The following is a 24434-nucleotide window of genomic DNA, read 5'->3' on the forward strand; positions in this document are numbered from 1 at the left end:
CATTATACGCATGCGTTGGCTGGCGTCGAGTGTTTTGCCAACGCGGTTACATCATTTTGCAGGGCGAGTGGCGATGGTGCATTGATACACGCCGCCGAAGAAGGTCTTTTTGGTCCAGCAAAAATCGCCGGAATACCGTGCATATTCGGGAATCTGCCGTTGCCACAAGGCGTGTGCAAACGGTTCCAGCCAGGCGTTCACTGCCCGCAGCAACCAGCCGATGGGCTGCCACGCGGCAGGGCGGTGATAGTCCACAAAGATGGCCTTTCCGCCTACCGGTACTTTGGCCAGCATGTGATCAACGATGGCGTGTTTTTTGGCTTCAGGGACTTCATGCAGCAGGAAGAAACTGCAGACCACGTCATAACGCGTATCGCTGGCAAATGTGGCGGCATCGGCCTGGCAGACGTGGGCCCAGCGCATGTCAGCCAGTTTGGCGCTGCCGTGGCGAACCTGGGCGGGGGTGACGTCTGTGAGGTGGAATGTGCCTTTGGCGCCAACCTTGGCCGCCGCGCGTTGTACAAGGTCACCATAAACATGAGCCACTTGCCACACCTTCATACCGGGCTCGAGTTCTTTAAGGTAAGCCCGCATCAGGCGCTGATCGTTACCAAACAGCAGCGTGCGCACTACCCAGTTGTGATCAAGTTTTTTGACATGATCCGGATTTACGTAAGCCCAGTCATATACCTCGATCATGTAATCGGGCACACCGGCGTAATCGAGGTTCTCGTGCTGGTTTTCTTGATTTTCTTGAGCAGCAAGGGTTGCGCTGGCGGTATCTGGCGGCATTGTCACACTCCTGTATTGTCAAAATCTCGAAAATACTAAGGGCGGTTACGACAATGGAATTTGCGTTGACGCAGAAACGGCCAATTTGTTGGCTCCAGATGTGCAAAGTGCCAAGCCAATAGCCGTTTGTCTGGCGTTGTGAAGACCGCTCACTACAATGCCAAGGGAATATCTGGATCAAGCTATGCGATCGGTCTGTGGTTATGCCTGAAAATTGCTTGACTAGACTGATTGGTCTATTGGTAGACTTTGCGACTTGATTGTAGAACAACCCATCATCCGGACCGGAGAACACCATGAGTCATTTGTTTGCCCCGTATCAGTTGCGCGGTCTTGAACTCCCCAACCGCATTGTGGTTTCGCCCATGTGCGAATACTCAGCGGTCGATGGCTTGGCCAATGACTGGCACCTGGTGCATCTGGGCAGCAGAGCGGTGGGCGGAGCTGGACTGATTATTTTTGAAGCAACTGCCATCGCGCCGGAAGGGCGCATCAGCCCGGAAGATCTGGGGCTGTGGAATGATGAACAAATTGCACCGCTGGCACGCATTACCCGCTTTATCAGCGAACAAGGCAGCGTGCCGGGCATTCAGCTGGCGCACGCAGGCCGCAAAGCGAGCACTTTTTCGCCATGGCGCGGTTCGGGCGCGGTATCAGAAGCTGAAGGCGGCTGGGCCAATGTGGTTGCGCCATCCGCCATTGCGTTTTCGCCTGAATACCCGCAACCGCATGCGCTGGATCAGGCCGGGATAGACAAGGTGGTCGCCGGTTTTGTGGCGGCAACGCATCGTGCCGTTGCGGCCGGTTTCAAAGTGGTAGAAGTCCACGCCGCGCACGGTTACCTGCTGCATCAGTTTCTCTCGCCACTTTCCAATCTGCGCACCGACCAGTACGGCGGTAGCCTGGAAAACCGCGCCCGTTTGCTGCTGGATGTGAGCCGCGCGGTAAGGGCGGCCCTGCCGGACGATCTGCCGTTGTTCGTGCGGATTTCTGCCACTGACTGGGTTGAAGGCGGCTGGAGGGCCGATGAAAGTGTGGTGATATCGCGCTGGCTCAAAGAAGAGGGCGTTGATCTGATCGATGTCTCCAGCGGCGGCACCGTGCCTGTAGCGCCGATTCCGGTTGGCCCGGGCTATCAGACCCGCTTTGCTGACCAGATCCGCCGCGAAGCGGGCATTGCCACCGGCACGGTGGGCATGATTCTGGAACCCGCCCAGGCCGACCATATTATCCGCACTGGCCAGGCTGACCTGGTGTTGCTGGCGCGTGAATTGCTGCGTGAACCCTACTGGCCATTGCACGCTGCGACGGCTTTGCACACCACGACATCATGGCCGGAACAATATCTGCGTGCCGCGCCCAAGGGCTCAACCACTCGAACTCCACGTTAAGCGAGGTCTATATCATGAAAATCGGGCTGATTGGTTTGGGCAATATGGGCGTGGGCATTGGCGGCAGTCTGCTGCGCGGCGGCCATTCGCTGACGGTCTACAACCGCAGTAAAGACAAAGCAGACGCGTTGTTGGCACAGGGCGCACGCTGGGCCGATACCCCGCGTGAACTGGCGCAGGGCCAGGATGCCGTGCTGACGATGGTGGCCGATGATGCTGCCTTGCTGGCGGTAACGCGCGGAGACAATGGCCTGTTGGCCGGATTGGCGGCAGGCGCGGTCCATGTCTCTTTGAGTACGGTCAGCCCGGCTTTGGTGGAGCAACTGGCGCAAGAACATGCGGCGCAAGGCAAAGCATTGGTCGCCTCACCGGTGTTTGGTCGCCCCGACGCCGCTGCTGCGGCCAAGCTGTTTGTGGTGGCATCGGGCAAGCCGGAACACATCACCGCTGTGCGCCCGGCGCTGGAATGCATCGGCCAGAAGTTGTTCGAGATTGGCGATCAGCCGCAGCAGGCTGCGTTGGTCAAACTGATTGGTAACTTCTTGATCAGTTGTGTGATTGAAGGCTTGGGTGAAGGGACCGCGCTGGCTGAAAAAGCCGGGGTAGCGCCAGAAAAACTGATCGAAGTGCTCACCGGTTCCATCTTCGCCGCACCGGTCTATCAGGTTTACGGCGCGTTGATTGCCAACGCGGGTTATCTCAACCCAGGCTTTGCCTTGCCCTTGGGCCAGAAAGACAACCGGCTGGTGCTGCAGGCGGCAGAAGGGTTGAATGTGCCGCTGCCGTTTGCCAGCATCGTGCGGGATCGTTTTGTGCGAGCCAATGCGCAAGGCTTGGCTGGCGCAGATTGGTCGGCGATTGCCAGCTTGTCGCGGCAGGATGCGGGTTTGTCGGATTGACCGGAGTCAGATCATCGGTGAGGGCCGACTCGTAGCCCGGATGAGGCCGAAGGCGAGCATCCGGGATGCAATCGTGGCGGGCTCCAATGCAGTTGATCCGTTGACGTATTGTTACCCCGGATTCTCGCTCCGCTGCATCCGGGCTACGGTGCTTGGGTTGCTGGTTTTCTCTCTGGCTGAAACATCGGCAACCGGGTGTCAGATACTAAAAAGCCAAGGAGTAACCCGCCTGCCGGAGGATGAACTGGCCCAACGCTCAATGCCCCAGCGAGCCCTGGGCAGCCAGTTCACGAATGCGGCGTACGGTATCGATATCAGCCTCGTGGTAAGCCGACTTCACATAGGACGAGAAATACGCATCGCTGGCGTCATCGCTTCCTGCCGCCACGGTATCGGCCAGCGGGGTGTTGTAGGTGAAGCGTACAAATAACTGCGCTTCATCTGGCGTTTCTATGGCGATGGTCAGAATGCCGCCGTTGTGTTCGTCATTGGGCTGGGTATGAAAATGAATAGTGCGGCCTTCATCCCACTCGATATTGTCGCGCACATGCAGATTGCCCAGCCGGAACGAGCGCACCATGTAATCGTCGCCGCGCTCGTGGATTTTCACTTCAGACACGTCATCCTGAAAGTCTTGCGGTTTCTCGGCGCGCCACAGCAACGCTTGCCATACCTGTTGCGCGCTTAGCGGCGTCAGCAGCGGGTTCAGCGGGTCGTTGATCTGGACCAGATGTTCAAAATGCACAAGTAGCTCCTTTGGCCTTGGTGATCGGGCCAGCGCGATGTTGCTGCGCGCTGCTTCAATCGTGTTTTATCAAATATTGAGTCAATTATAGGCTCAGGCGGGTTTGAGCAAACCATGCAGCTGGGCGTCCAGCATTTGTTGGCCCTGTTCCTGGGCCGTGGCACTGGTAAAAAGCGGGCAGGTGAGTTTCAGGCTGACAACCCCATGTAAACCCGCCCACAACAACTCGGCCAGCGCCTGGCTGGGCAAGGCACTGGCCAGCTTGCCGGATGCGCGCAGCGCCTCAAACGCATTGATTAGCGCCATAAACACTTGCATGCCCGCGCTCTCTTCATCGTTGCCTTCGGTGACGGCGTTGGCGTATTCAGGTTTGGTCATGAAGATCAGCCGGTAAGTCTCCGGGTGATCCAGCCCAAACTGTATATAGCCCTCACTGAGCACCCGCAACTGTGCCACCGGCTCGGATTCGGTAGCCACCGCAGGCAGCAGTTCACGTGCGAATTCAGCATAACCACGCGTACATAACTGGTAGGCGATCGCGTCCCGGCTCTCGAAATGCAGATAGAGCGTGGCGGGAGAGTATTCAATCGCATCGGCGATTTTGCGCATGCTCAGCTCAGCAAAGCCCTCACGCACCACGATATCGAGTGCGGCTTGCAGAATGAGCTCACGCAATTCTGCCTTCTGTCGTTCTTTTCGGTCGGAAATAGCCATACCGCAATTTTGGACTTGACGACTTGAAGCGTCAATATAAAATGAACGATGTTCAGTAAACACCGTTTAGTAAATTTACATACGTTCACGGAGATGGCAAAATATGGAAAAAATCGCATTGGTCGGTGCCACTGGCGCCATTGGCAACAGCATCGCCCACGCCTTGCAGATAGAAGGGCGGCCGTGGCGTGCTATTGCCCGCTCGCAACCTGCTTTGCAGCAACAGTTTGGCGCCGATCGCAATGCTGAACTGATGACCTGGAATCCAGACAACGAACAATCCATTGAAGCCGCGCTGCAAGGCATCGATACCGTGGTGTACATGGTTGGCGTCAACTACTGGCAATTTGAACTGCATCCAGTTCTGCTGGGGCGCACGGTGGAAGCGGCAATTCGCGCTGGCGTCAAACACTTCGTGCTGATTGGTACGGTGTATCCATACGGTCTGCCGCAAACCGAACGTGTGCGCGAGGATCATCCACGCCAACCAAACTCGGTTAAAGGTGCACACCGTAAAGCGCAGGAAGACCTGTTATTGGCCGCGCACGCAGCCGGGCGCATTCAGGGCACCGTGCTACGTTTGCCGGACTTTTACGGCCCGGGCGTCGACAAGAGCTTGCTGGATGGCGTGTTCAAAGCGGCCGTTGCAGGTAAAACCGCCGACATGATCGGCCCGATTGAAACCGACCACGAATTTGTGTTCGTCCCCGACGTCGGCCCGGTAGTGCTGAAACTGATCGCTGAACCCCAAGCCTTTGGCCGAGTCTGGCATTTTGCCGGGGCCGGCGTCACCAGCCAACGGGCGATGGCGGAACAGATTTTTGCCACCGCAGGCCACAAGCTACGTACCCGGGCGATCGGTAAAACCGCCTTACGGGTAATGGGCTGGTTCAACCCGTTCATGCGCGAACTGGTGGAAATGCATTATCTGCAAACACAACCGGTCATCATGGACGACAGCGCATTGCAGGCCTTGATTGGGCCACTGCACAAGACCTCATATCAGGATGGTATCCGGCTGACTGTGCAGGCAATGACCAGAAGCTGAAGCTGGGTCCGCACTTTAGAATTGGTAGCGCAGCCCGGCTTGGGCAGAAAGCTGTTTTTCATCGTCACCATACAATGCGCCCAGTTGCAGATTCAGTGTCCATTGCGCGGTCAGGTTCTGGTTGAGGCCCGCTTTGACACCCACCTGGTTGCTGGCTCGATCCAGCGTGACGCTCCGATTGTTCATGGTCAGCGTGGTTTCGCCCCACCCATGACGCCAGTCAAGGCTTATAAAAGGGGAGGGTGACCCGGCTGGAGTGAGCGGATTAACCCCACCCAGACGCACCCCCAGCCGGCTGCTGAAGCCTCGCGGATCGCCGGTGTTCACGTGGGTGTTGGTGTCTTTTTCAAACACGTCACCGCCAAAGTAGCGGTTCCAGATGACTTGGGCGAACGGAGTGACCGAGGCTTGCGGATTATCGAACGGGTTCAGTGTATAGCCGCTTTCAATCGAGACGGTGGCGGCACCGGAGTTGTAATTCTGCGTAGACAAATAATCGGCACTGATCTGGTTGCGTTGCCAGCCATAAAGTAACCAGCTATCAACATAAGCACCCTGGCGATCCGTGTCATTCTGGAACCACGTCCCGTAAAGCCCGGCTGCGTAATTATCCAGGCTGCCCGTGGCGCGATTAGGGTTGCCGTTTGCTTGAGCCCAGGTGTCAACGTGCCCGTACCCAGCCATGACACCGAGGTGCAATTGTCCGGTGGCACTGGTAGCCCGATCAGCCAACTCTGTACCGCCATGGATCAGCCACTGGTGCGATTGGAATTGCACCTGGTTTTGCACCGCGCTGGCATTGCTGCGGGCACCTTCCAGCCTGATCCAGCTGGAACAGCGGTCATTACCTGCGCCGGTCACGGCATTGTCCGCGGTATTGCAGCCGACATTGTTCAGACGATCATGCAAATCGTGGTTGAAAAGGGTGGCTGCGGCATAAGCGTTGCCGATATAGGAGCCGATTTCTGGTCGATAGCGCGGCGTAAGACCAGGTACTGGCGGTATGGGCGCAGGAGCGGGCGCTGGCACAGGGGTTGGTGCTGGAGTTGGTGGCGGCACAGGTGTTGGCGTTGGCGCGGGAGTTGGTGCAGGCGCCGGTGTTGGCGCGGGAGTCGGTGGCGGGGCTGGCGGAGTGACCGTAGATTGTAGATACCACTGTTCAGTGAATGGATCGTGCACCAGGCCATATTCATACAACCCGGCCACGGCGCGCCCAGCCAGTGCAAATGAAGTGGTTGCCGACGCTGCACCATTTTGCAGTGCAACAACCAGAATACCCTGCCGTGTGATATCTCCGGTTCCACCGACGTTACTGACACGGACTGAGGTCTGACCGGTCGCCAGCGCGATGCCTTGAGCACCGTCCAACACCAGTTGGTCAGAGGCAGAACTGTCGCCGCCCAACGCTGTATTCAACAGCAAAGATCCCTGACCGTTCAAACTGCCAATTAGATGCAGTTGATTGCCTGGCGTTTGTCCACGCAGATTTATGGTGCCGTTATTAGTCAGTAAACCAGTCAGCGTGAGTGCACCGCGTCCCTCGACATCCAGTGCGGGCGCTGCATCTGCCACGTCGATGTGTCCCTGATTGGTCACATTTGCATTGATTTGGCCATAACCGCCCAAAGTGCCGTTGTTGATGATTCCCAACGGGCTGTTCAAAGTTGCCTGTGGTCTTGCTGCTGCGCCAATCAATAGCGTGGCACCAGGGTCAATCCGGGTACCGGAACCTTGCAACGTACTAACGAGCTGCAATGTACCGCTTTGCACATGCAATGCGTCAAGCGAGCTTGCCCCCAAGGTGACGGGGCCAGACAAAGTCCATGCCTCACCATTCATGATCAAATGATCAAACCCCGAAATGGGGGCATTTTCGGTTCCAAAATCGGTCAATTGCACGGTGTTATTGTTGCCGATACTGACCAGATTGCCGGTGACGCGCGAACCTCGACCCGTTACATCAATACCCAAAGTGGGGAAAGACACATGCGAGCCCAGCACGACAGTGTTGTTATCCCCGGTGAACTGCAGGGCAGTGGCACCCGATAAAGCGCCCAGGTTGTATACGCTATTGCCATTCCCGGCCAGTAACATGGCGGTACCGCCTGCAGAAATACTCCCGGCATTGACGAGGATGTTCTGATCAGCGCTGGACTGAATGGCGTTACCGGTTGTAGGGTTTTGAATCAGGCCATAATTGATCATCAGGCTTTGGGCTGCGGCGGTAAACAGCGCAGTGGCATCGCTGGCATTACCCCCGGTAATTACTCCGGTCGCTGTGTTGAGCAGCGAGTAAATGCCTCCGCCAAAGAACCAGAGTGCCCTGCCCGTGGTTGATATTGTGCCGTCATTTTCGATCGTGATCGCGTAGGCACCGTTGGAAACAATCCCCATCCTGCCAGTGATTGTGCCGCCTTGAAGGTTTTCGACCAAAGCGCCACGGCCCGAATAAATTGCAGACGATTGGGTCGAATTGATCTGGCCCGAGTTATAAACCTCAATTTAGCCGTTATCGGTATGTATGCCGTCCGGGCCCGAGATCACTGCGCCTACGTAGTTGTAAACGACACCACCATTGGTGAACTGGATGCCAGATGGCCCGCCACTATTAGCGGCATTTGACTGGATGGTGCCGTAGTTATCCACCCTGGTTGTCACGCCGCCGGTAATCCGGTCAAGGCTCCCCAGTTGCAGTGCCGAGGCTTGGATCGTGGCGTTATTCAAAACGCTGCCGTAATTGATGAATTGCCAGTCCTGTGTGTTGTCACCAGAGACTGCGATGCCCGCGTTGACAATACTGGTGGTCGGCCCAACCGCAAAACTGGCCTGCCCCGGATAGTTGTTATCCAGGTCGACGGTGGCACCGCTGCTGCTGGGCAAAAGCACTTGGGCCTGGGCAAGCAGGCTGGAGAATACTGGCCCCAGTGCCAACATGGACAATCTGATGCGGGGGGCACCACCGCAATGTTTATTGACGCACATCTTGACTCCCCCCGTTTGTTACTACGGTCTGCCAAGGGCTGTTGGCGAAAGGGCGAGCTCTGCGCACATCAAAAGGTGACCGTTGCAACCTGCTCGACCAGGGTTTATATGCCTAGTCTAGTGCGCGGACCGGCGAAAGCCAGGGCACACCGGCGAAAGCAAACACGTCATGTAACGGAGAATATCGGGCAGAACACTTACCGGCTGTACCACAGCATGCCGACTCGCTCGTGAAGCGCCCAGTAACTGGCAGTGAGCGATGGTGCGTCGGGCAGCAATTCCAGCAGCGTGAACGGGCGTTGGGTCTGGTATGACGTTGGCGCCAGCGTCACCATGAATCCAGCCTTGGTGAACACTTGCGCAGCGCGCGGCAAATGCCAGGCGCTGGATACCAGGGCGATTCGGCGATATTGCGGCAGCATCTTTTTGGCGAGGAATACCGCGTTGTCACTGGTGTCGGCGGCCTGGCTTTCTATCCAGACTGGCGTCATGCCGTAATCCTGTCGCAGTACGCGCGCCATCAATTCGCCTTCGCTCAGCGCTTCCTGGAACACCGCGCCACCGGTCACGGCCAGCGGTTTGCCAGTGCTGCGAGCCAGGCGCGCGGCGTAACGCACACGTTCGGCGGTGGTGCCATTAACGTCGCGTTCGTCCGGGTTTTGCAGTGCGCCAAACAAGGTGCCACCGCCCAGGCACACGATCGCATCCACTTGGGCCAGTGCGGCGGGGGAGATTGGCGGCGGTTCCAGCGATGCCGTTAATGCTTTGCTGACCACGGGTGTGGAAATGGCCCACAGTACCAGCAGATTCGCCGCCAGCAAGCCACGCGCCAGACGTGGGCGACGATGCCACAGCCACAGGCTGACCAGCCCGAGCAGGATAATGCAGCCCGGTGGCAACATCAGCGCAGCAAGACTGTTTTTGATCAGGAATGCGGGGTTGGTCATGGCGAGATCGGGTTGGTGGTGCAAAGTGGGCAAAGCATGCCGTGAGGCAAGCCGCAAAGCAAACGGGCCGCATGATGCGACCCGTTCAGGCTTGTGGCAATGACCACGCCTGTTACCAGCTACTCGCCCAGATAAGCGTGCTGGATACTCTCGTTGGCCAGCAGATTCTGTGCGGTATCAGCCAGGGTGATCTTGCCCGATTCCATGACATAGCCACGATTGGCGGTTTGCAGCGCGAGCTTGGCGTTTTGCTCCACCAGCAGCATGGTTACCCCTTCGGCCGCGATCATGCGGATGATCTCGAAAATCTTCTGCACGATGATCGGTGCCAAACCCATCGAGGGCTCATCCAGCAACAGCAATTTGGGGCGGCTCATGATGGCGCGGCCCATCGCCACCATCTGTTGTTCGCCACCAGATAACGTTCCCGCCAGCTGTTTCTGCCGCTCTTTCAGGCGCGGAAATAGCCCGTAGACTTTCTCCAGATCAGTAGCGATCTCGGGTTTGTCGTTGCGGGTATAGGCTCCCATTTGCAGGTTTTCTTCGACCGTGAGCCGCGAGAAGATCCCGCGACCTTCCGGCACCATCGCCAGGCCATGTTTCACGTAGGCAAACGACGGCAGTTTGAGCGTCGGCTGGCCGTCATAAATAATCTGGCCACCCGCAGGCTTGAGCATGCCGACCAGGGTTTTGAGCGTGGTGGTTTTGCCAGCGCCGTTGGCACCAATCAGCGCCACCAGTTCGCCCTTGTTGATTTCCAGATCAATGCCTTTCACGGCCTGGATGCCGCCGTAGGCCACTTTCAGGTCTTTCACTTGCAACAGCGGGGTGGTCATTCCGGGGCTACTCCAAGATATGCTTCGACCACGCGCGGGTTGCTTTTGACTTCTGCCGGCACGCCTTCGGCGATCTTTTTGCCGTAATCGAGCACGGCAATACGATCACACAGCCCCATCATCAGTTTTACATCGTGTTCGATCAGCAGCACGGTAATGCCGTCGCCACGGATTTTCTCCAGCAGCGCTTTCAATGCCACGGTTTCTTTCGGGTTCATGCCGGCGGCGGGTTCGTCCAGTGCCAGCAGGGTAGGGTTGGTGCCCAGCGCGCGGGCAATTTCCAGCCGCCGCTGATCGCCATAAGACAAGTTGCGCGCGGTTTCATCGGCGTGTTTGTCAATGCCCACATAGCGCAACAATTCTTGCGCCCGTGCTTTGATCGACGCTTCTTCCGCTCGCGTTTTCGGGCCACGGAACACCGCGCCAAACACGCCGGATTTTGTCCGTACGTGTTGACCGACCATGACGTTTTCCAGCGCGGTCATATTGGCAAACAGCCGAATATTCTGGAAGGTACGCGCAATGCCGCTTTCCACCACCACATAGGGTTTCTGGCGGAACAGATCGATCCCGTTAAAAGTGAATTTGCCTTCATCCGGTTGATACAGGCCGGTGAGCACGTTGAACAGCGTGGTTTTGCCCGCGCCATTCGGCCCGATCAGCCCGTAAATTTCGCCCTTGTTGATGGTCAGGCCCACATCGTTCAGTGCATGCAAGCCGCCAAAGCGTTTGTGAATGCCTTCAATACTCAGCAGTGTTTCAGCCATGAGCGTGCTCCGCGTCCTGTAAATCGGACTTCTCTTGTTCAGCAATTTCGGCCGTCGGGTGCAGCTCGGCGCGACGGCGGCGTGATGGCCACAAGCCTTCCGGGCGGATCAGCATGATGATGATCATGGCCAAACCGAACAGCAGCATGCGCAGGTTTTCCGGGTCGACGATGCGGCGGCCAAACAAGCCTTCCTGCAGCGGGTTGATCACATCTCGCAGGATTTCCGGCACGATCGACACCAGAATCGCCCCCAGAATCACACCGGGGATATTGCCCATGCCGCCCAGCACCACCATGCACAACACCATGATGGATTCCATCAGCACGAACGATTCCGGGCTGACAAAGCCCTGGAAGCTGGCAAACAGCGCGCCAGACACGCCACCAAACGACGCGCCCATCGCAAACGCCAGCAACTTCACATTGCGGGTGTTGATGCCCATGGCGTTGGCGGCAATTTCGTCTTCGCGAATCGCCACCCAGGCCCGGCCAATGCGCGAATGCTGCAACCGGCTGGTGACAAAGATGATCAGGCAGCAGAACGCCAGGATCAGGTAGTAGTACGAGTACACCATCTCGAAGCGCACACCGAGAAAATCAATCGGCTTGCCCAGCGTGTAGCCAAAGAAGTGCACTGGATCGATATTGTTGATGCCTTGCGGGCCGTTGGTGATGTTGATCGGGCGGTCCAGGTTATTCATGAAGATCCGCACGATCTCGCCAAAACCCAGCGTCACAATCGCCAGATAATCGCCGCGCAGTTTGAGCGTTGGCGTACCCAGGATAAAGCCGAACACGCACGCCACCACGCCGCAAATCACGATCATGATCAGAAACGGCGGATGCTGTAGCCACAGCGGCATCACTGCCTGCAACTGCGGAGAATTGAAGATGGCATACATATAGGCGCCCACCGCATAAAACGCGATATAGCCCAAGTCCAGCAGCCCGGCAAAACCCACCACAATGTTCAGGCCCAGCGCCAGCATGATGTACAGCAGCGCGAAGTCCACCGCGCGTATCCACGATTTGCCGCTGGTAAAGCTGACGCCGAGTATCCACGGCAGCACCAGCAAAAACGCCACAAAAATGAACAGCGCAATTTGCCGTTGGCGGGGTGTTTTTAGAAAAGCAAAAGCCATATCCAATATCCTTAATGGCCGCGTAGGGTTTGCATGCTTTGCATGCGAACGCGTTCAATGCCGATAAATGTTTATCTTGCTGGGGCCATCGGTGCGCACAAGTGCGCACCCTACGTAAAGTTACGCGCGTTCTGCGACGCGCTCGCCCAGCAGGCCGGACGGACGGAATACCAGCACCAGGATCAGCACCAGGAAGGCAAAGATGTCCTTATAGTTACTGCCGAGGAACCCGCCAGTAAGGTCACCCAGATAACCCGAGCCCAGACTTTCGATAATGCCAAGGGTGATGCCACCCAATACCGCGCCCTGCAGATTGCCGATCCCGCCCAGCACGGCTGCGGTAAACGCTTTCAAGCCAATCAAAAAGCCCATATAAGGGTGAGCCTGATCGTAATTGGCGGCGACCATTACGCCAGCCACCGCGCCGAGCGCCGAGCCGGTGATAAAGGTCATCGAAATAATGCTGTTGATGTTCACGCCCATCAGCCCGGCGACTTCCGGGTTCTGCGCTGTAGCCCGCATGGCGCGGCCCAGCTTGGTGCGCTCGATCATGAAGAACAGCCCACCCATCAATACAATGGCCAGAATGATGATGGCCACTTGCAGATCGGTAATCGCGGCGCCGTAAAAGTCATGCACGGTTTGCGGCAGGATTTCCGGGAAAGGGCGGTAGCTGCGGCCCCAGATCAGGCTGGCCACCTGCTGCAGCACAATCGACACGCCAATGGCGGTAATCAACGGAGCCAGCCGTGGCGCGCGGCGCAAGGGCCGGTAGGCGATGCGTTCCACTGCAAACCCCAGCAGCATGGAAACCGGAATCGCCATCAAAAGGCCCGCCAGTAACATCAGCGGGCCTGGTAAATGAATGTTGTGACCAACCAGCACGTTAATGCAGGTAATGGTGACCATGGCGCCGAACATCACAATCTCGCCGTGAGCAAAATTGATCAGTTGCATGATGCCGTACACCATCGTGTAACCCAGCGCGATCAAGGCATAGATGCTGCCGATCACCAGGCCATTGATGATTTGTTGTAAAAAAATGTCCACTTTGTTTCATCTCCGATGACTGCTTGGGCTTGCTGGCAAAACTTGCGAATGAACCTGTGGACCTGGCGCTTATGGAGCCGCTGGCGAAATGGCCGGTCCGTCGCTTGTGGCGTTGGAGTTCGGGTTTCGATGCGATCCCACGGTGGTTGCCTTCGTGAAAAGGGTGCAGTCAGTTACGAAATCAACCATAACAGTTGCTGCGGTCAACCTTACCTGTGTCAGTTTTTAGCGAACACCTGCTGCTTTCCCTTACAGTCAAGTCTTTAGTTATGCCTTTGTGACATATTCCCCGAGCCGCGCGCAAACTTGCTGCGGCTCGGTGTGGGGTGTGGTTCACAGAATTGGTGCAAGGCCGGGTTGGGCGAGGATAAACAGCAGCGGTAAGGATTGTTGGTGAGATTGCTGCTGAAAGATAACGAAGCAGGATGTGTGCCTGATACAGGGCACATCCAGGTGAACGGGGAGCGAGAGAGTTTGCTGAACTGAACGATCCGCGCACAGAGGGAGCGACGCCGCAATCTATGGGCACCACGCATCATCGGGTTCCTGGCTTGTGTCTGTTCAGCTTCGCCCGGCAGGTCGCTTTGCGGATCCGGCGACGGGTTTGCGCAGCCCGCAACTGCCCAACTTCATGTTAACGGCGCGGAAATCCGTTCAATAGATAGCCAGGGCGCATCGTTAATTGCGGTTGTTTGCACCAAACAAGGGCGCGACTTCAAACCCTGCAAAACAAAAAATCCGGCCAGCCGGGTAGCCATACAAACACCCACTGTTTGTATGGCACGCCGACAGCCGGATTCCTCACTTGCACGCAAACAACACTTTCAACTACGGCGTAGCCGGGGCTTTCTCGGTGTTGCTGGCCACCGGAGTGCCGCCACTGGCTTGAATCTGCCAGCCGCCACCCACCGCTTTGTACAACGCGACCCGGTCATTCAGCTCGGCCAGTTGCGCCTGTACCAGCGAGAGCCGGGCATCGAACAGATTGCGTTCGGTGTCCAGGACGTCCAGATAGCTGGAATAACCGTTGTCGTACCGCAAAGTAGCCAAGTGCAGCTGGCGGGTCAGGGCGATCACTTTCGCATTCTGTGCTTGGGTCACCTTCGCCGCCTGGTTGTTCACCACTAACGCACCACGCACGTCGCCAAAGGCGTTTTGCACAGCACCGCGATATCCGGCAAGCGCTTCACGCTCCACGGCTCGGGCTTGATCTACCTGTGCCGCCGTTAACCCACCGTTGAACAAAGGCATGGCCAGGTCGCCTGCAAACGACCAGGTCTTGGCGGCACCCGTAAACAAATTGCCAAACGCCAGGCTTTCCACCCCCGCTAAACCGGTCAGGCTCACCGTCGGGAAATACCCCGCCCGCGCTGCTTCGACCCGCGCGCGCGCCGCGATCAAACTCGCCTCGGCTTGCTGAATGTCGGGACGACGCAGTAGCAGGTCAGATGGCAAGCCAGCGGGGATCGTCGGTGGATGGCCGATCTCCTCGATCCGTTTGCCACGTGGCGGCAGCGTCTGCACGATGTCTTTGGGGCTTTGACCCAACAACACCGCCAGCGCCGATTCAGTCTGGGCAATTTCTCCGACCAGATTAGGCTCGGTGGCCTGCGCGGTATTCAACTCGGCCTCGGACTGGCGCACATCCAGTTCTGAAATCAGACCACCCTTGAAGCGCTTGGTCTGCAGGTCGTAGCTCTCAACGCGCGAATGAATGGTGTCGCGGGCAATTTGCAACTGGCCATCCAGAGCCAGCAAGTTGAAATACGTCTGCGCGACTTCTGCATCCAGCGCCAGAATCACGGCATCCTGGTTGTATTGCGCGGCCAGCAGATCACGCCTGGCGGCCTCCGTCTGATTGGCCAGACGGCCCCACAAATCGATCTCCCAACTGGCAGAAGCGGCCACTTGGTAGTCGTTGTACGTCCCAAGCGCAAATGATGGGCCTCTATCTGAGGCTTTTTGCCGTGAACCACCCGCAGCAGCATTCAATTGCGGTAACTGCGCTGACGAGTTGATACCGACCACCGCGCGCGCCTGATCAACCCGTGCCGCGGCTTGCGCCAGGTTCTGGTTGTTCTGACGCGCCGTGGTGATCAATTGCTCCAGTAGCGGGTCACCAAACTGGTTCCACCAATGTTGGTCGATCCAGCTGTTGTCTTGCTGCATTGCGCTGTCGGCTGGCAGCTCGGAAACCGGGGTCGATTTGTCTGGCTGGAAGAAGGCGCAGCCGGGCAGGGCGGTGGCGATCAGCGCACCCAGCAGGGCAGTGCGCAAAGGTTTGGTTAACAACACGAGGGAGGGCTTATTCATGATCCACCCCATGGCTTTCGAGTGCAGGTGTGGCCGGTTCTGCCTTCTTTTTCTTGCTCCCCAAACCCATGATCAGCCGGAAGAACAGCGGAACGAAGAAGGTCGCAAGGCATGTCGCTGCCAGCATCCCGCCAATCACCCCGGTACCAATCGAGTGCCGGCTGGCCGAGCCGGCGCCCGTTGAAGTTACCAATGGCACGCAACCCAGAATGAAGGCGAGCGAGGTCATTACAATTGGCCGGAACCGTAATCGCGCGGATTCAAGCGCAGCATCCAGCAAGCTCATGCCCTCCTGATGTTTCTCTACCGCAAACTCGACAATCAAGATGGCGTTCTTCGCCGACAGGCCGATCAGCGTCACCAAGCCAATCTGGAAGTACACGTCGTTGGTCAAGCCGGTCGCCCACACCGCGATCAGTGCGCCAAACAGCCCGAACGGCACAGCTGTGATCACCGCAATCGGCAAGGTCCAGCGTTCATACTGCGCGGCCAGGATCAGGAACACCATGATGATCCCGAAGATAAACGCTTGCGCCGAGGTGCCGCCCGCCAGTTTTTCCTGGTAAGCACTACCCATCCAGGCAAGCGAATAATCGCCGCTCAGCGTTTGCGCGGCTATTTCTTCAGCCGCTGCAATGGCCTGACCGCTGGAAACACCGGGCGCTGGCGTCAGCATGACCTTACCGGCGGAAAAGACGTTGAAACGCTCAACCAGTTCTGGCCCGACAATCGGACGCACTTTGACCAGTGAACTGAGCGGAATCATCTCGCCACTAGCGGAGCGCACAAAGACGTTCCGAATGTCGTCTGGCTGCGAGCGGAAGTCTGCCTCAGACTGCAACTGCACTTTGTAAGTCCGGCCAAACAGGTTGAAGTCATTAACGTATTGCGAGCCGAAAGTCGCCGCCAAAGTGTTGAATACCTGGTTAACCGGCACACCCAGTGTCTTGGCTTTGTCGCGATCCAGATCAAAGAACATTTGCGGCACGGTGGCGCGATACGTGGTGCTGACCGTGGCAAATTCCGGCCGTTTCTTCGCTGCCTCCAGATAGGCCTGAATGGTTTGCTCAATCGCTGCCGGATCAGTGGTGCCGCGACTCTGGATATACGCCTCCAGGCCACCGGTAGTGGACATGCCGGTAATGGGAGGAGGGTTGAACGCCAACACGATGGCGTCTTTGATGCGTGCGCCAGCGAACATCACTTTGCGTGCCAGCGAGAACGAATCTTCACCTTTCCCTTCACGTTCTTTCCAGTCTTTCAGTGTCACAAAGCTGGTTGCGGCGTTGGAGCGATATGTACCCGAGATAACGTCAAAGCCACTGAAGGTAAGTGCCTCGGCGACTGATTTATCTTTCAACAGGGCGGTATCCAACTGCTTGGTCACTGTCTCGGTGCGCGACAGCGATGCGGCATCAGGCATGATTGGTACCACCATCAGGTAGCCTTGATCTTCGTCTGGGACCAAACCGCCAGGAACCGTTTTGAACAGCACCAACAGCAGAACGATCATCGCACCAAAGATGAGGAAAGCCACGCCAACACGCCGGTTTAGAAACGCCACGCCCCCCACGTAGCTATTGGTCACCTTATCAAAGTTGCGGTTAAACCAGCGGAAGAAGCGGTTCGGCTCATGGTGGGTGGGTTTAAGAATCAGCGCGCACAAAGCAGGGGTGAGCGTCAGCGCCACAATGCCGGAAATGACCACCGATACGGCGATTGTCACTGCGAACTGTTTGTACATCACGCCGGTCATGCCACCCATGAAGGCCACGGGCAAGAACACCGAGCACAGCACCAGCACAATGGCGACCACCGGGCCAGAGACCTCATCCATGGCCTTGATGGCGGCATCTTTTGGCGAGAGCTTCTCGGTGGTCATGATACGTTCGACGTTTTCGAGCACCACGATCGCGTCATCCACCACGATACCGATCGCCAGCACCATCCCGAACAAGGTTAACAAGTTGATCGAGAAACCAAACGCGGCCATCCCGGCGCAGGTACCAATCAACGACACCGGCACCGCCAGACAAGGAATCAAGGTGGCGCGGGCGTTCTGCAAGAAGATGTACACCACCACAAATACCAGCACGATGGCTTCAAATAGCGTGTGGAGCACTTCTTCAATCGAGATCTTCACAAACTTGGTGGTGTCATAAGGGATGTCGTAGCTCATCCCTTGCGGAAAGCGGCTCTTGAGCTCGTCCATCTTTTTGCGGATGGATTCAATCACCGACAACGCATTGGCACCTGGCTGCAGGTAAACCGCCATACCCACCGAAGGCTTGCCATTGTGGTTCGCCACCACGTCGTAAGCGTTGGAGCCCAGTTCGACGCGGGCAACGTCTTTGACGCGAGTTTGCGAACCGTCTGGATTGGCCCGCACGATGATGTTGCCAAACTCTTCAACGCTTTCCAGTCGGCCTTTAGCCGAAGCGGTATAGGTAAATTCTTGCGGGCTGGTTGACGGCTCCGCGCCGATTTTACCTGCGGCAAACTGCTGGTTCTGTTCCTGGATTGCGTTCAGCACATCGGCTGGCGTCAGTCCCAATTGGGCCACTTTGTCCGGGCGCAACCAAATGCGCATGGCGTAGTCGCCCGAGCCAATGATCGATACGTCACCCACACCAGACAGGCGCTTGATTTCGTCCACCACGTTCAACGTGGCGTAGTTGGACAGGAACGAGGCGTCCTGATTACCGCCTTTGGAATCGAGCGTCACAAAACCCAGAATGGACGTGGATTTCTTTTTAACGGTCAAACCCTGGCGCTGGACCTCTTGCGGTAGCTGGGCAATCGCAGCTTGCACCCGGTTGTTGACGTTAATGGTGGCCAGGTCAGGGTCTGTGCCCACTGCAAAGTACACGTTCAGGTTCATGGCGCCGTTGGAAGCGGCGGACGACTGCATGTAAAGCATGCTTTCCACACCGTTGACTTGCTGCTCGATCGGTGCGGCAACGGTTTCGGCAATAACTTGCGGAGAAGCGCCAGGGTAATTGGCACTGACTGAAACGACGGCAGGAACAATTTGCGGGTATTGCTCGATCGGCAGCGACTTCATGGCCGCAAGGCCACCCAGCACGATGATGATGGAGATAACGCTGGCAAAGACCGGCCGTTCAATAAAGAACTTCGAGAACATGACCGCTCCTTACTTGTCGGTGGAAGCGTTGGATACGGCAGCAGCAGCAGGAGCATCGGCCGCTGCAACAGCACTGGCATCCACCGGTTCAACCGGTGAGCCCGGTCGCGCCTTGAGTACACCCTCCACAACGATGCGTTCGTTGCCTTTCAATCCAGAGGCGACGATAAAGTCTGTGCCATAGGCATTGCCCAGCTGTACTACTCGTGACTCCACCACGTTCTTGTCATTGACCACCAACACCGCTTTGTCAGCCTGAATCTGTACTACGGCGCGTTGCGGAATCAGGATGGCGTTCTTGCGCATGATGCCGCCAATCAACACGCGGACAAACTGCCCCGGTAACAAGGTGCCGCTGGGGTTAGGGATGATGGCGCGGCCACTGATGGTGCCGGTGGTAGGGTCAACCTTGCTGTCAGCAAAATCGATCAGTCCGGAGTGGTCGTAAAGGGTACCGTCAGAGAGCCGAAGTTTTACCGGGTAGCGTTGGTTCTGCGGCAACACCACATCGCCGCGTTTTTCGGCCTGCTGCAAAGCGAGCTTGTCGGTTTCGGAAATCGAGAAATTGGCATACAGCGGATCAAGCTGGTCGATGGTGGTCAGCAGGCCGCCGTTGCTGGTGGCTGGTGATACCAGACTGCCTTCAGAGAAATTGATTTTGCTGGCCATGCCGCCAATGGGCGCGACCACGTTGGTGTAGCCCAAGTTGATGCGGGCTTCTTCCGATTTGGCTTTGGAAGAATCCAGATTGGCCTTGGCTGAATCATATGCAGCCATGGCGTCATCGTAATCTTTGCGGGAAACCGCGTTTTCTTTGTATAGCGGAATAATCCGGTCGCGGTCAGCGGTGGCTTTATCCAGTGCGGCCTTGGTCTGCGCTTCCACACCGAGAGCTTGATCCAGTGTGGCTTTGTAGGTGGCTGGGTCGATCTGGAACATCAATTGACCGGCTTTAACCGGCTTGCCTTCCGTGTAATCGCGCTTCAGCAAGATACCCTCAACGCGGGCGCGAACCTGAATCTGCCGGTAGCCTGCGGTCTGGCCCACTGTTTCATAGGTGGTTTCCAGCGTCCGTGGTTGCAATTGCAGCACGGTAACTTTGGGCGGCGGTTGCTTTGGCGCTTCGGCCTTTTTGTCGCAGGCGCTTAGCGCGAAAGCCAGGGTAAGGGAAACAGCAAGAGGTACAGCAAGTGGTAGAGCGCGACCGGATGACACGAAGTTTCCCCTGGCAGGGCAATGCCGGTATCTCGAAGGCTATGTGTGGTCTAAAGCCTTATGCAAGACAGGCACTGCGTAGTTTGTATGTAAGGCACTAAATACACCTCCGTTATATATAGGCCAGGGAAAACACAATTGCGCAGTGGGTCAGGGGAAATCTTGTATCGCTACGACATGGGTTGTGTTGATACAACAATTACCGGTTGATGGCTTGGGCCAGACATTCATCGGTATCGGCGTTGATCTTGTCTTGTAAAGACTGCATTGCCGCAAAATTGGAAAAGCGGATTCGGTTTTGCAATGCAGTTTTGGTAATGTCCCCGTTGCTCCAGATGGCAAAGTCTGACGTTCGCAATGGCAAGTCACTCAGTGCGGTACGCGCCGCCACGCTGCTCTGTGCCGGGTAAATGCTGAGTAGATTGATCCCTGCGGGCAAGGAGCGTAGCAGACGTCCATAGTCGTCAAACCGTTCACCTGGCTTATCGGTTGTGACGTCGAACAGCGAGCTGGCGGTGTCCGGCGTAACAATGCCCGCGCGCTGCCCATTACGATTCAGGGCCAGTTGTTTATCTAAAGGCATTTCGCTGAGCGAGGTCACCACCGGGTAGCCGGTTTGCTGTGCGAGCGACAAATACAGCCTGGTCAGCATGGGGCTGGCGCGCCAGAATGCATTGCGTGATTCCAGATGCGTAATCTTGACGCCACTTTCTTTTACCCTGGCAATCTGTGCCAGCAATTCCTGGCGAGCATCTTCTTCGGTAGCGTGCAGCGCCAGTTCTGCCGGGGTACGCCACAAATTGCCCTGACTGTTATAAAGCGACGGCACACTCTGGACGGGCAGTACCCCGCGCCAGGGTAGTTTGTCTTGCCATTCGTTGGTCAATGCCAGCGATACGCCCACGCCCAGATCACGGGCTTTGGCGCGGCGTAGTGCCATGTCTGATTCGTTTCCCACCGGCATGATTGCCAGCGTCTGGATGGTGCCCGTTTCAATCAAGCGAAAGGCCGCAGCGTCGATATCTGGCTGCATGCCAACGTCGGCCGCTTCAACAATCAATACTTTGTCCCGAGGTTTGAAGCCCAGACAACTGCTAAGCGGAGTGGCGATTGCGGTGGTGGCAAATAACAGGCCCGCGCAGAAGGGCAGAAACTGACGAACAAGCGTCCGGGATGGTGCAAACAACAAGGGCATGGCGGCGGGTCCGTTGGGGTACAACGTTGGAGCGGGTTCCTTGGCAGTGTGCGTGGCTGCGGGAACCGTCTATTTCACTTCTGTTCAACGCTTCAATGGGCAGGAGGATAACAACAACTTGCACAAGGCAGTATTTGCTGCGGGCCAAGTGTTGTGAATGGCGCAAGAGCGGACCAACGCTGCGCCGGTGGGCGGGGATTTAACTGATTTCGTCGTTTAGCGACTCGGTCGCCAATTGCCGGGCACGCCGCGCAAGGATGGCGCTGGCGGCGGCCAGCTCCAGTTGCGCCACGGCCAGTTGCATGGCTTCAGGCGCTTGTTCCAGCGCATCCAGCGCGCGCATCAGCTTGAGCATGCCAATCTGCCCGGCAATGCCTTTGGCGCTGTGGGCATGGCGGCTACGCTCGGATAACTGTTCTTGTTCAGCCAGTTCTTGCAATAGCACGCCAATGCGGTCGAGCCCGCGCTGGGCAAACGGAACGGCTTTTTCCATGCTGTAGCCAAGGGCGGCCGCGGCTTCTTCCAGTGATGCCGGAATGGCGTGCTGGGGCTTGACCAAGGTTTTTTCTACCAGCGTGCGCAGCAACTGGTCACGGGTGAAGGGTTTGGTCACCCAACCATCCACACCAGCCGCAGCCAGTTCGGTCGCATCAGGTGAATGCCCGGCGCTGACCAGATAAAACTGCCCGGCAAAGCCGAGTTTGCGCAGGCTTTGGGCCAGCCGGATGCCGTTCATGAAGGGCATGTGAAAGTCCGCGAGGATGGTGTCGATATGCGGCTGGCCGCGCCACACACCCATCGCGTCTATGCCGTCTTCAGCGCTGAGCACAGTCGCACCGGCGCGATTCAGGATTTCGCTCAGCAAATCCCGATTGAGCGGTTGGTCTTCGGCAATCATTATAGTGCGACCAGTGAGCGCGCCTTGCCAATCGGTACGGGTGCTTTCGTGGGCTGGCTGGGCCGGAGTTACCGGCACATGCACGGTAAACGTAGTGCCCTGGCCTGGCGTGCTATCCAGTTCGATATGGCCCCCCATCAAATGGGTGAAGTCACGGCAAATGGACAAGCCCAAACCGGCGCCACCGGCACGACGCCCGGCCGCAGCTTGCTCAAACGGGGTGAAGATGACTTGCGAATCCTGATTGGCAATGCCCGGTCCGGTATCAATGACTTTGGCGACCAGCCAATGGCCATTATTGCCGCGTGCCTCATGTGCCAGATGAATCGCTACTTTGCCTTCTTCAGTCAGTTTGATGGCGTTGCCAATCAGGTTGACCAGAATCTGGCGCCACTTGCCCGCATCCAAGCGGAACCAACCGTTGTCAGGTGCCACAATCTCGAAAGCCACGCCTTTGCGGGCCGCTTGCTCATGAAACAGCCCATGCAACTGGCGCACCAGTCCGGCCATCGACATCGGCGTCTCATACAGCTTGATATGGCCCGCTTCCAGCTTGCTCACGTCCAGTACGTTGCCAATCAGACTCAGCAAGTATTCGCCGCTGTCCTGAATGTGCGAGAGCCACTGCGTTTGCGGCGAACTCAAATCACGTTCATCCGAGAAACGCTCGACGTACCCCAAGATGGCGGTCAGCGGGGTGCGGATTTCGTGGCTGACATGGGCCAGGAAAGTGGTTTTGGCGTGATTGGCGGTTTCGGCCTGGCTGCGGGCGGTTTCCAGTTCGGCGGTGCGCTGCGTGACCAGCGATTCCAGCCGCTCTGCTTCAGCAATCAGATGAAACCGGTAGGCTGATTCGGCAGCTTCTTTACGTCGCCGCAGTTCGCGCACGCGCAACGCCATCGCCACGCTGAACAGCATGATTTCAATGACAATGCCGACGAAGATAAAGCGGTAACTGAACGAGTCGTGCTCAATCAAACCGTAGTCGCGCAAGCCCCAAGTTACCGTGAGCGAGACTGAATACGTGGCCCACGCCAGCAAAAATAGCTTTGCACCAGGCACGCGATTGCGGATCGCCATTACGCTGGCGGCGATGTAGATCAGAAAACCAATCCCGCCGATATTGAGGGCTTCTAGCGCAAACTGTTCCTGCCCAACCAGCGCTGCGACGCTGCTGATGCCACCAATGGCAACAATGGAGAGCAGGGCTTTATCCAGCCATGGACTAAAGCGGGAAACGTGCAGGTAATGGCGCACAAATTGCGCCGCGCAGATGAAGTAAATGCCGCTACAAAAGAACAATAGCTTGAGGCTGAAATGGCCGTTCCAGAGCAGCAGCGGCCAGACGCCCGTTGCACTGTGGAACGATATCGTCAGCATCAGCAGGTTAAGACCGTAGTACAGGAACGCTTTATCGCGGGTGGCGGCAAAGCCGGTCAATGCGCCAAAGGCCACCAGCAGCATGATGCCGATCATGCCGCCAATCATGAACATTTCATGCGAATTGGCGCGGAAAAACGGTTGCTCGCCCCAGACGCGCAAATCCGAATAAATCGGCCCGGACATATCGGCGTGCTCGTTAAACAGCACGCGCACCATGACATCCTCGCTGACGCCAGCGGCTACTGGCTCACGAAATACCGGACGGATAGTCGCCAACGGGCGGGCGTCTTCCGTCTGGCCACCGCGAAAAGCCTGGCGCTTCCAGGGCTCATTGCTGCCAGCCGGGCGCGTGTAGAGCGTGACGCTGTCAATCAGACCGTCGGTGTACTCGATATAACTGTTGAGTTTGGCCGGGGAAGGGTTGCGCAATTCAAAGCGGAACCACCAGGCATCGCGGCTATAACCACGCGAACGTTGTAGACCATGTGGCGAGGTGAACTGGCCTTGGGCAGCGGCATTGGCGGCCTGGTCAATACTGGCGTTGCGACTGGGATCGCGCCAGAGTTTCAGTTCGTGATCCAGTTCCACGCCGGGTGTATCAGGCGTGACGACGATTGCGCTGGCGGGCAACGCGGTCAGCAGCAGAGCGAACAGACACAGGGCCTGCAACAGCAAGCGTAGCGCCGCGGGCCGACGCAAATGCGTGGCGTGTGCTTGCCCTGTGGTCATCTGTGGTCTCTGAATCCTGTTGTTCAGGCTGAAGCTGCACGAATTGTAAGCTGTGGCTGAATATGGCCGCTGGCATTTTTCTGCAGGCAATCGCGCAGTATCCTGCCATCTGCGCGTTTTGTCGTATCCAGGGCGTATCCATGCGCCAAAAGAGATACAAAATCGCAAAATATGTCTCTTTTGACCCAGGTTGTTAGTGTAACTTCATGATTCTGCTGCCAGCTTGAAAAATGATAATTAT

Annotated in this window: 18 protein-coding genes; 3 read left to right on the forward strand and 15 right to left on the reverse strand. The window is 57.1% G+C overall.

What is annotated here, in order from left to right:
• Positions 1-51: 51 nt before the first annotated feature.
• Positions 52-792: a rhodoquinone biosynthesis methyltransferase RquA gene (gene rquA / locus N7220_RS18145; RefSeq protein WP_283148936.1), complete on the reverse strand. Its 741-nt coding sequence runs from the start codon at positions 790-792 to the stop codon at positions 52-54.
• Positions 793-1088: 296 nt separating this feature from the next.
• Between rquA and N7220_RS18150 the strand changes: the two genes are divergently transcribed.
• Together N7220_RS18150 and N7220_RS18155 are read left to right on the forward strand one after the other, a co-directional pair.
• The gene (locus N7220_RS18150) at positions 1089-2183 is read left to right on the forward strand and encodes an NADH:flavin oxidoreductase/NADH oxidase (protein WP_283148937.1); all 1095 of its coding nucleotides are present in this window, start codon (positions 1089-1091) and stop codon (positions 2181-2183) included.
• Positions 2184-2197: 14 nt separating this feature from the next.
• Complete coding sequence (locus N7220_RS18155) at positions 2198-3082, forward strand: NAD(P)-dependent oxidoreductase (protein ID WP_283148938.1); 885 nt, start codon at positions 2198-2200, stop codon at positions 3080-3082.
• A gap of 256 nt (positions 3083-3338) precedes the next feature.
• On the opposite strand, the gene N7220_RS18160 is transcribed toward N7220_RS18155, so the two are convergent.
• Both N7220_RS18160 and N7220_RS18165 read right to left on the reverse strand, forming a co-directional pair.
• Positions 3339-3827 (reverse strand): AtaL-like protein, encoded by a 489-nt coding sequence (locus N7220_RS18160; RefSeq protein WP_283148939.1) that lies wholly within the window; start codon positions 3825-3827, stop codon positions 3339-3341.
• Positions 3828-3920: 93 nt separating this feature from the next.
• A complete protein-coding gene (locus N7220_RS18165) occupies positions 3921-4502 on the reverse strand; it encodes a TetR/AcrR family transcriptional regulator (RefSeq protein WP_283148940.1) in 582 nt (193 codons plus the stop codon).
• Positions 4503-4644: 142 nt separating this feature from the next.
• Between N7220_RS18165 and N7220_RS18170 the strand changes: the two genes are divergently transcribed.
• Positions 4645-5589, forward strand: a complete 945-nt coding sequence (locus N7220_RS18170; protein WP_283148941.1) for an NAD-dependent epimerase/dehydratase family protein — start codon at positions 4645-4647, stop codon at positions 5587-5589.
• A gap of 15 nt (positions 5590-5604) precedes the next feature.
• Here the strand turns inward: N7220_RS18170 and N7220_RS18175 are convergent, their stop codons facing one another.
• The 12 genes from N7220_RS18175 to N7220_RS18230 form a co-directional block, all read right to left on the reverse strand.
• The gene (locus N7220_RS18175) at positions 5605-7983 is read right to left on the reverse strand and encodes an autotransporter family protein (RefSeq protein ID WP_283148942.1); all 2379 of its coding nucleotides are present in this window, start codon (positions 7981-7983) and stop codon (positions 5605-5607) included.
• 108 nt (positions 7984-8091) lie between these two features.
• A complete protein-coding gene (locus N7220_RS18180; RefSeq protein ID WP_283148943.1) occupies positions 8092-8523 on the reverse strand; it encodes a hypothetical protein in 432 nt (143 codons plus the stop codon).
• A gap of 245 nt (positions 8524-8768) precedes the next feature.
• A complete protein-coding gene (locus N7220_RS18185; RefSeq protein WP_283148944.1) occupies positions 8769-9518 on the reverse strand; it encodes a YdcF family protein in 750 nt (249 codons plus the stop codon).
• A gap of 119 nt (positions 9519-9637) precedes the next feature.
• A complete protein-coding gene (locus tag N7220_RS18190) occupies positions 9638-10354 on the reverse strand; it encodes an ABC transporter ATP-binding protein (protein WP_283148945.1) in 717 nt (238 codons plus the stop codon).
• The gene (locus N7220_RS18195; protein ID WP_283148946.1) at positions 10351-11121 is read right to left on the reverse strand and encodes an ABC transporter ATP-binding protein; all 771 of its coding nucleotides are present in this window, start codon (positions 11119-11121) and stop codon (positions 10351-10353) included. Before N7220_RS18195 ends, N7220_RS18190 begins: the two co-directional genes overlap by 4 nt.
• Positions 11114-12265, reverse strand: coding sequence for an ABC transporter permease subunit (locus N7220_RS18200; RefSeq protein WP_283148947.1), 1152 nt, complete (start codon positions 12263-12265; stop codon positions 11114-11116). Before N7220_RS18200 ends, N7220_RS18195 begins: the two co-directional genes overlap by 8 nt.
• Before the next feature lie 120 nt (positions 12266-12385).
• Positions 12386-13315 carry a branched-chain amino acid ABC transporter permease gene (locus N7220_RS18205; protein ID WP_283148948.1) on the reverse strand — a complete coding sequence of 310 codons (930 nt, stop codon included), beginning with the start codon at positions 13313-13315 and terminating at the stop codon, positions 12386-12388.
• Between the two features lie 828 nt (positions 13316-14143).
• The gene (locus N7220_RS18210) at positions 14144-15628 is read right to left on the reverse strand and encodes an efflux transporter outer membrane subunit (RefSeq protein ID WP_283148949.1); all 1485 of its coding nucleotides are present in this window, start codon (positions 15626-15628) and stop codon (positions 14144-14146) included.
• Positions 15621-18773 (reverse strand): efflux RND transporter permease subunit, encoded by a 3153-nt coding sequence (locus tag N7220_RS18215; protein ID WP_283148950.1) that lies wholly within the window; start codon positions 18771-18773, stop codon positions 15621-15623. The genes N7220_RS18210 and N7220_RS18215 overlap by 8 nt, the downstream gene beginning before the upstream one ends.
• 9 nt (positions 18774-18782) lie before the next feature.
• Positions 18783-19988: an efflux RND transporter periplasmic adaptor subunit gene (locus tag N7220_RS18220; protein WP_283148951.1), complete on the reverse strand. Its 1206-nt coding sequence runs from the start codon at positions 19986-19988 to the stop codon at positions 18783-18785.
• Between the two features lie 199 nt (positions 19989-20187).
• Entirely contained in the window at positions 20188-21183 is a 996-nt protein-coding gene (locus N7220_RS18225; RefSeq protein WP_283148952.1) for a ChbG/HpnK family deacetylase, read from the reverse strand.
• Positions 21184-21382: 199 nt separating this feature from the next.
• Positions 21383-24193 (reverse strand): hybrid sensor histidine kinase/response regulator, encoded by a 2811-nt coding sequence (locus tag N7220_RS18230; RefSeq protein WP_283148953.1) that lies wholly within the window; start codon positions 24191-24193, stop codon positions 21383-21385.
• Between the last annotated feature and the right edge of the window lie 241 nt (positions 24194-24434).

The organism is Silvimonas soli, from assembly GCF_030035605.1.
Lineage (GTDB): Bacteria > Pseudomonadota > Gammaproteobacteria > Burkholderiales > Chitinibacteraceae > Silvimonas > Silvimonas soli.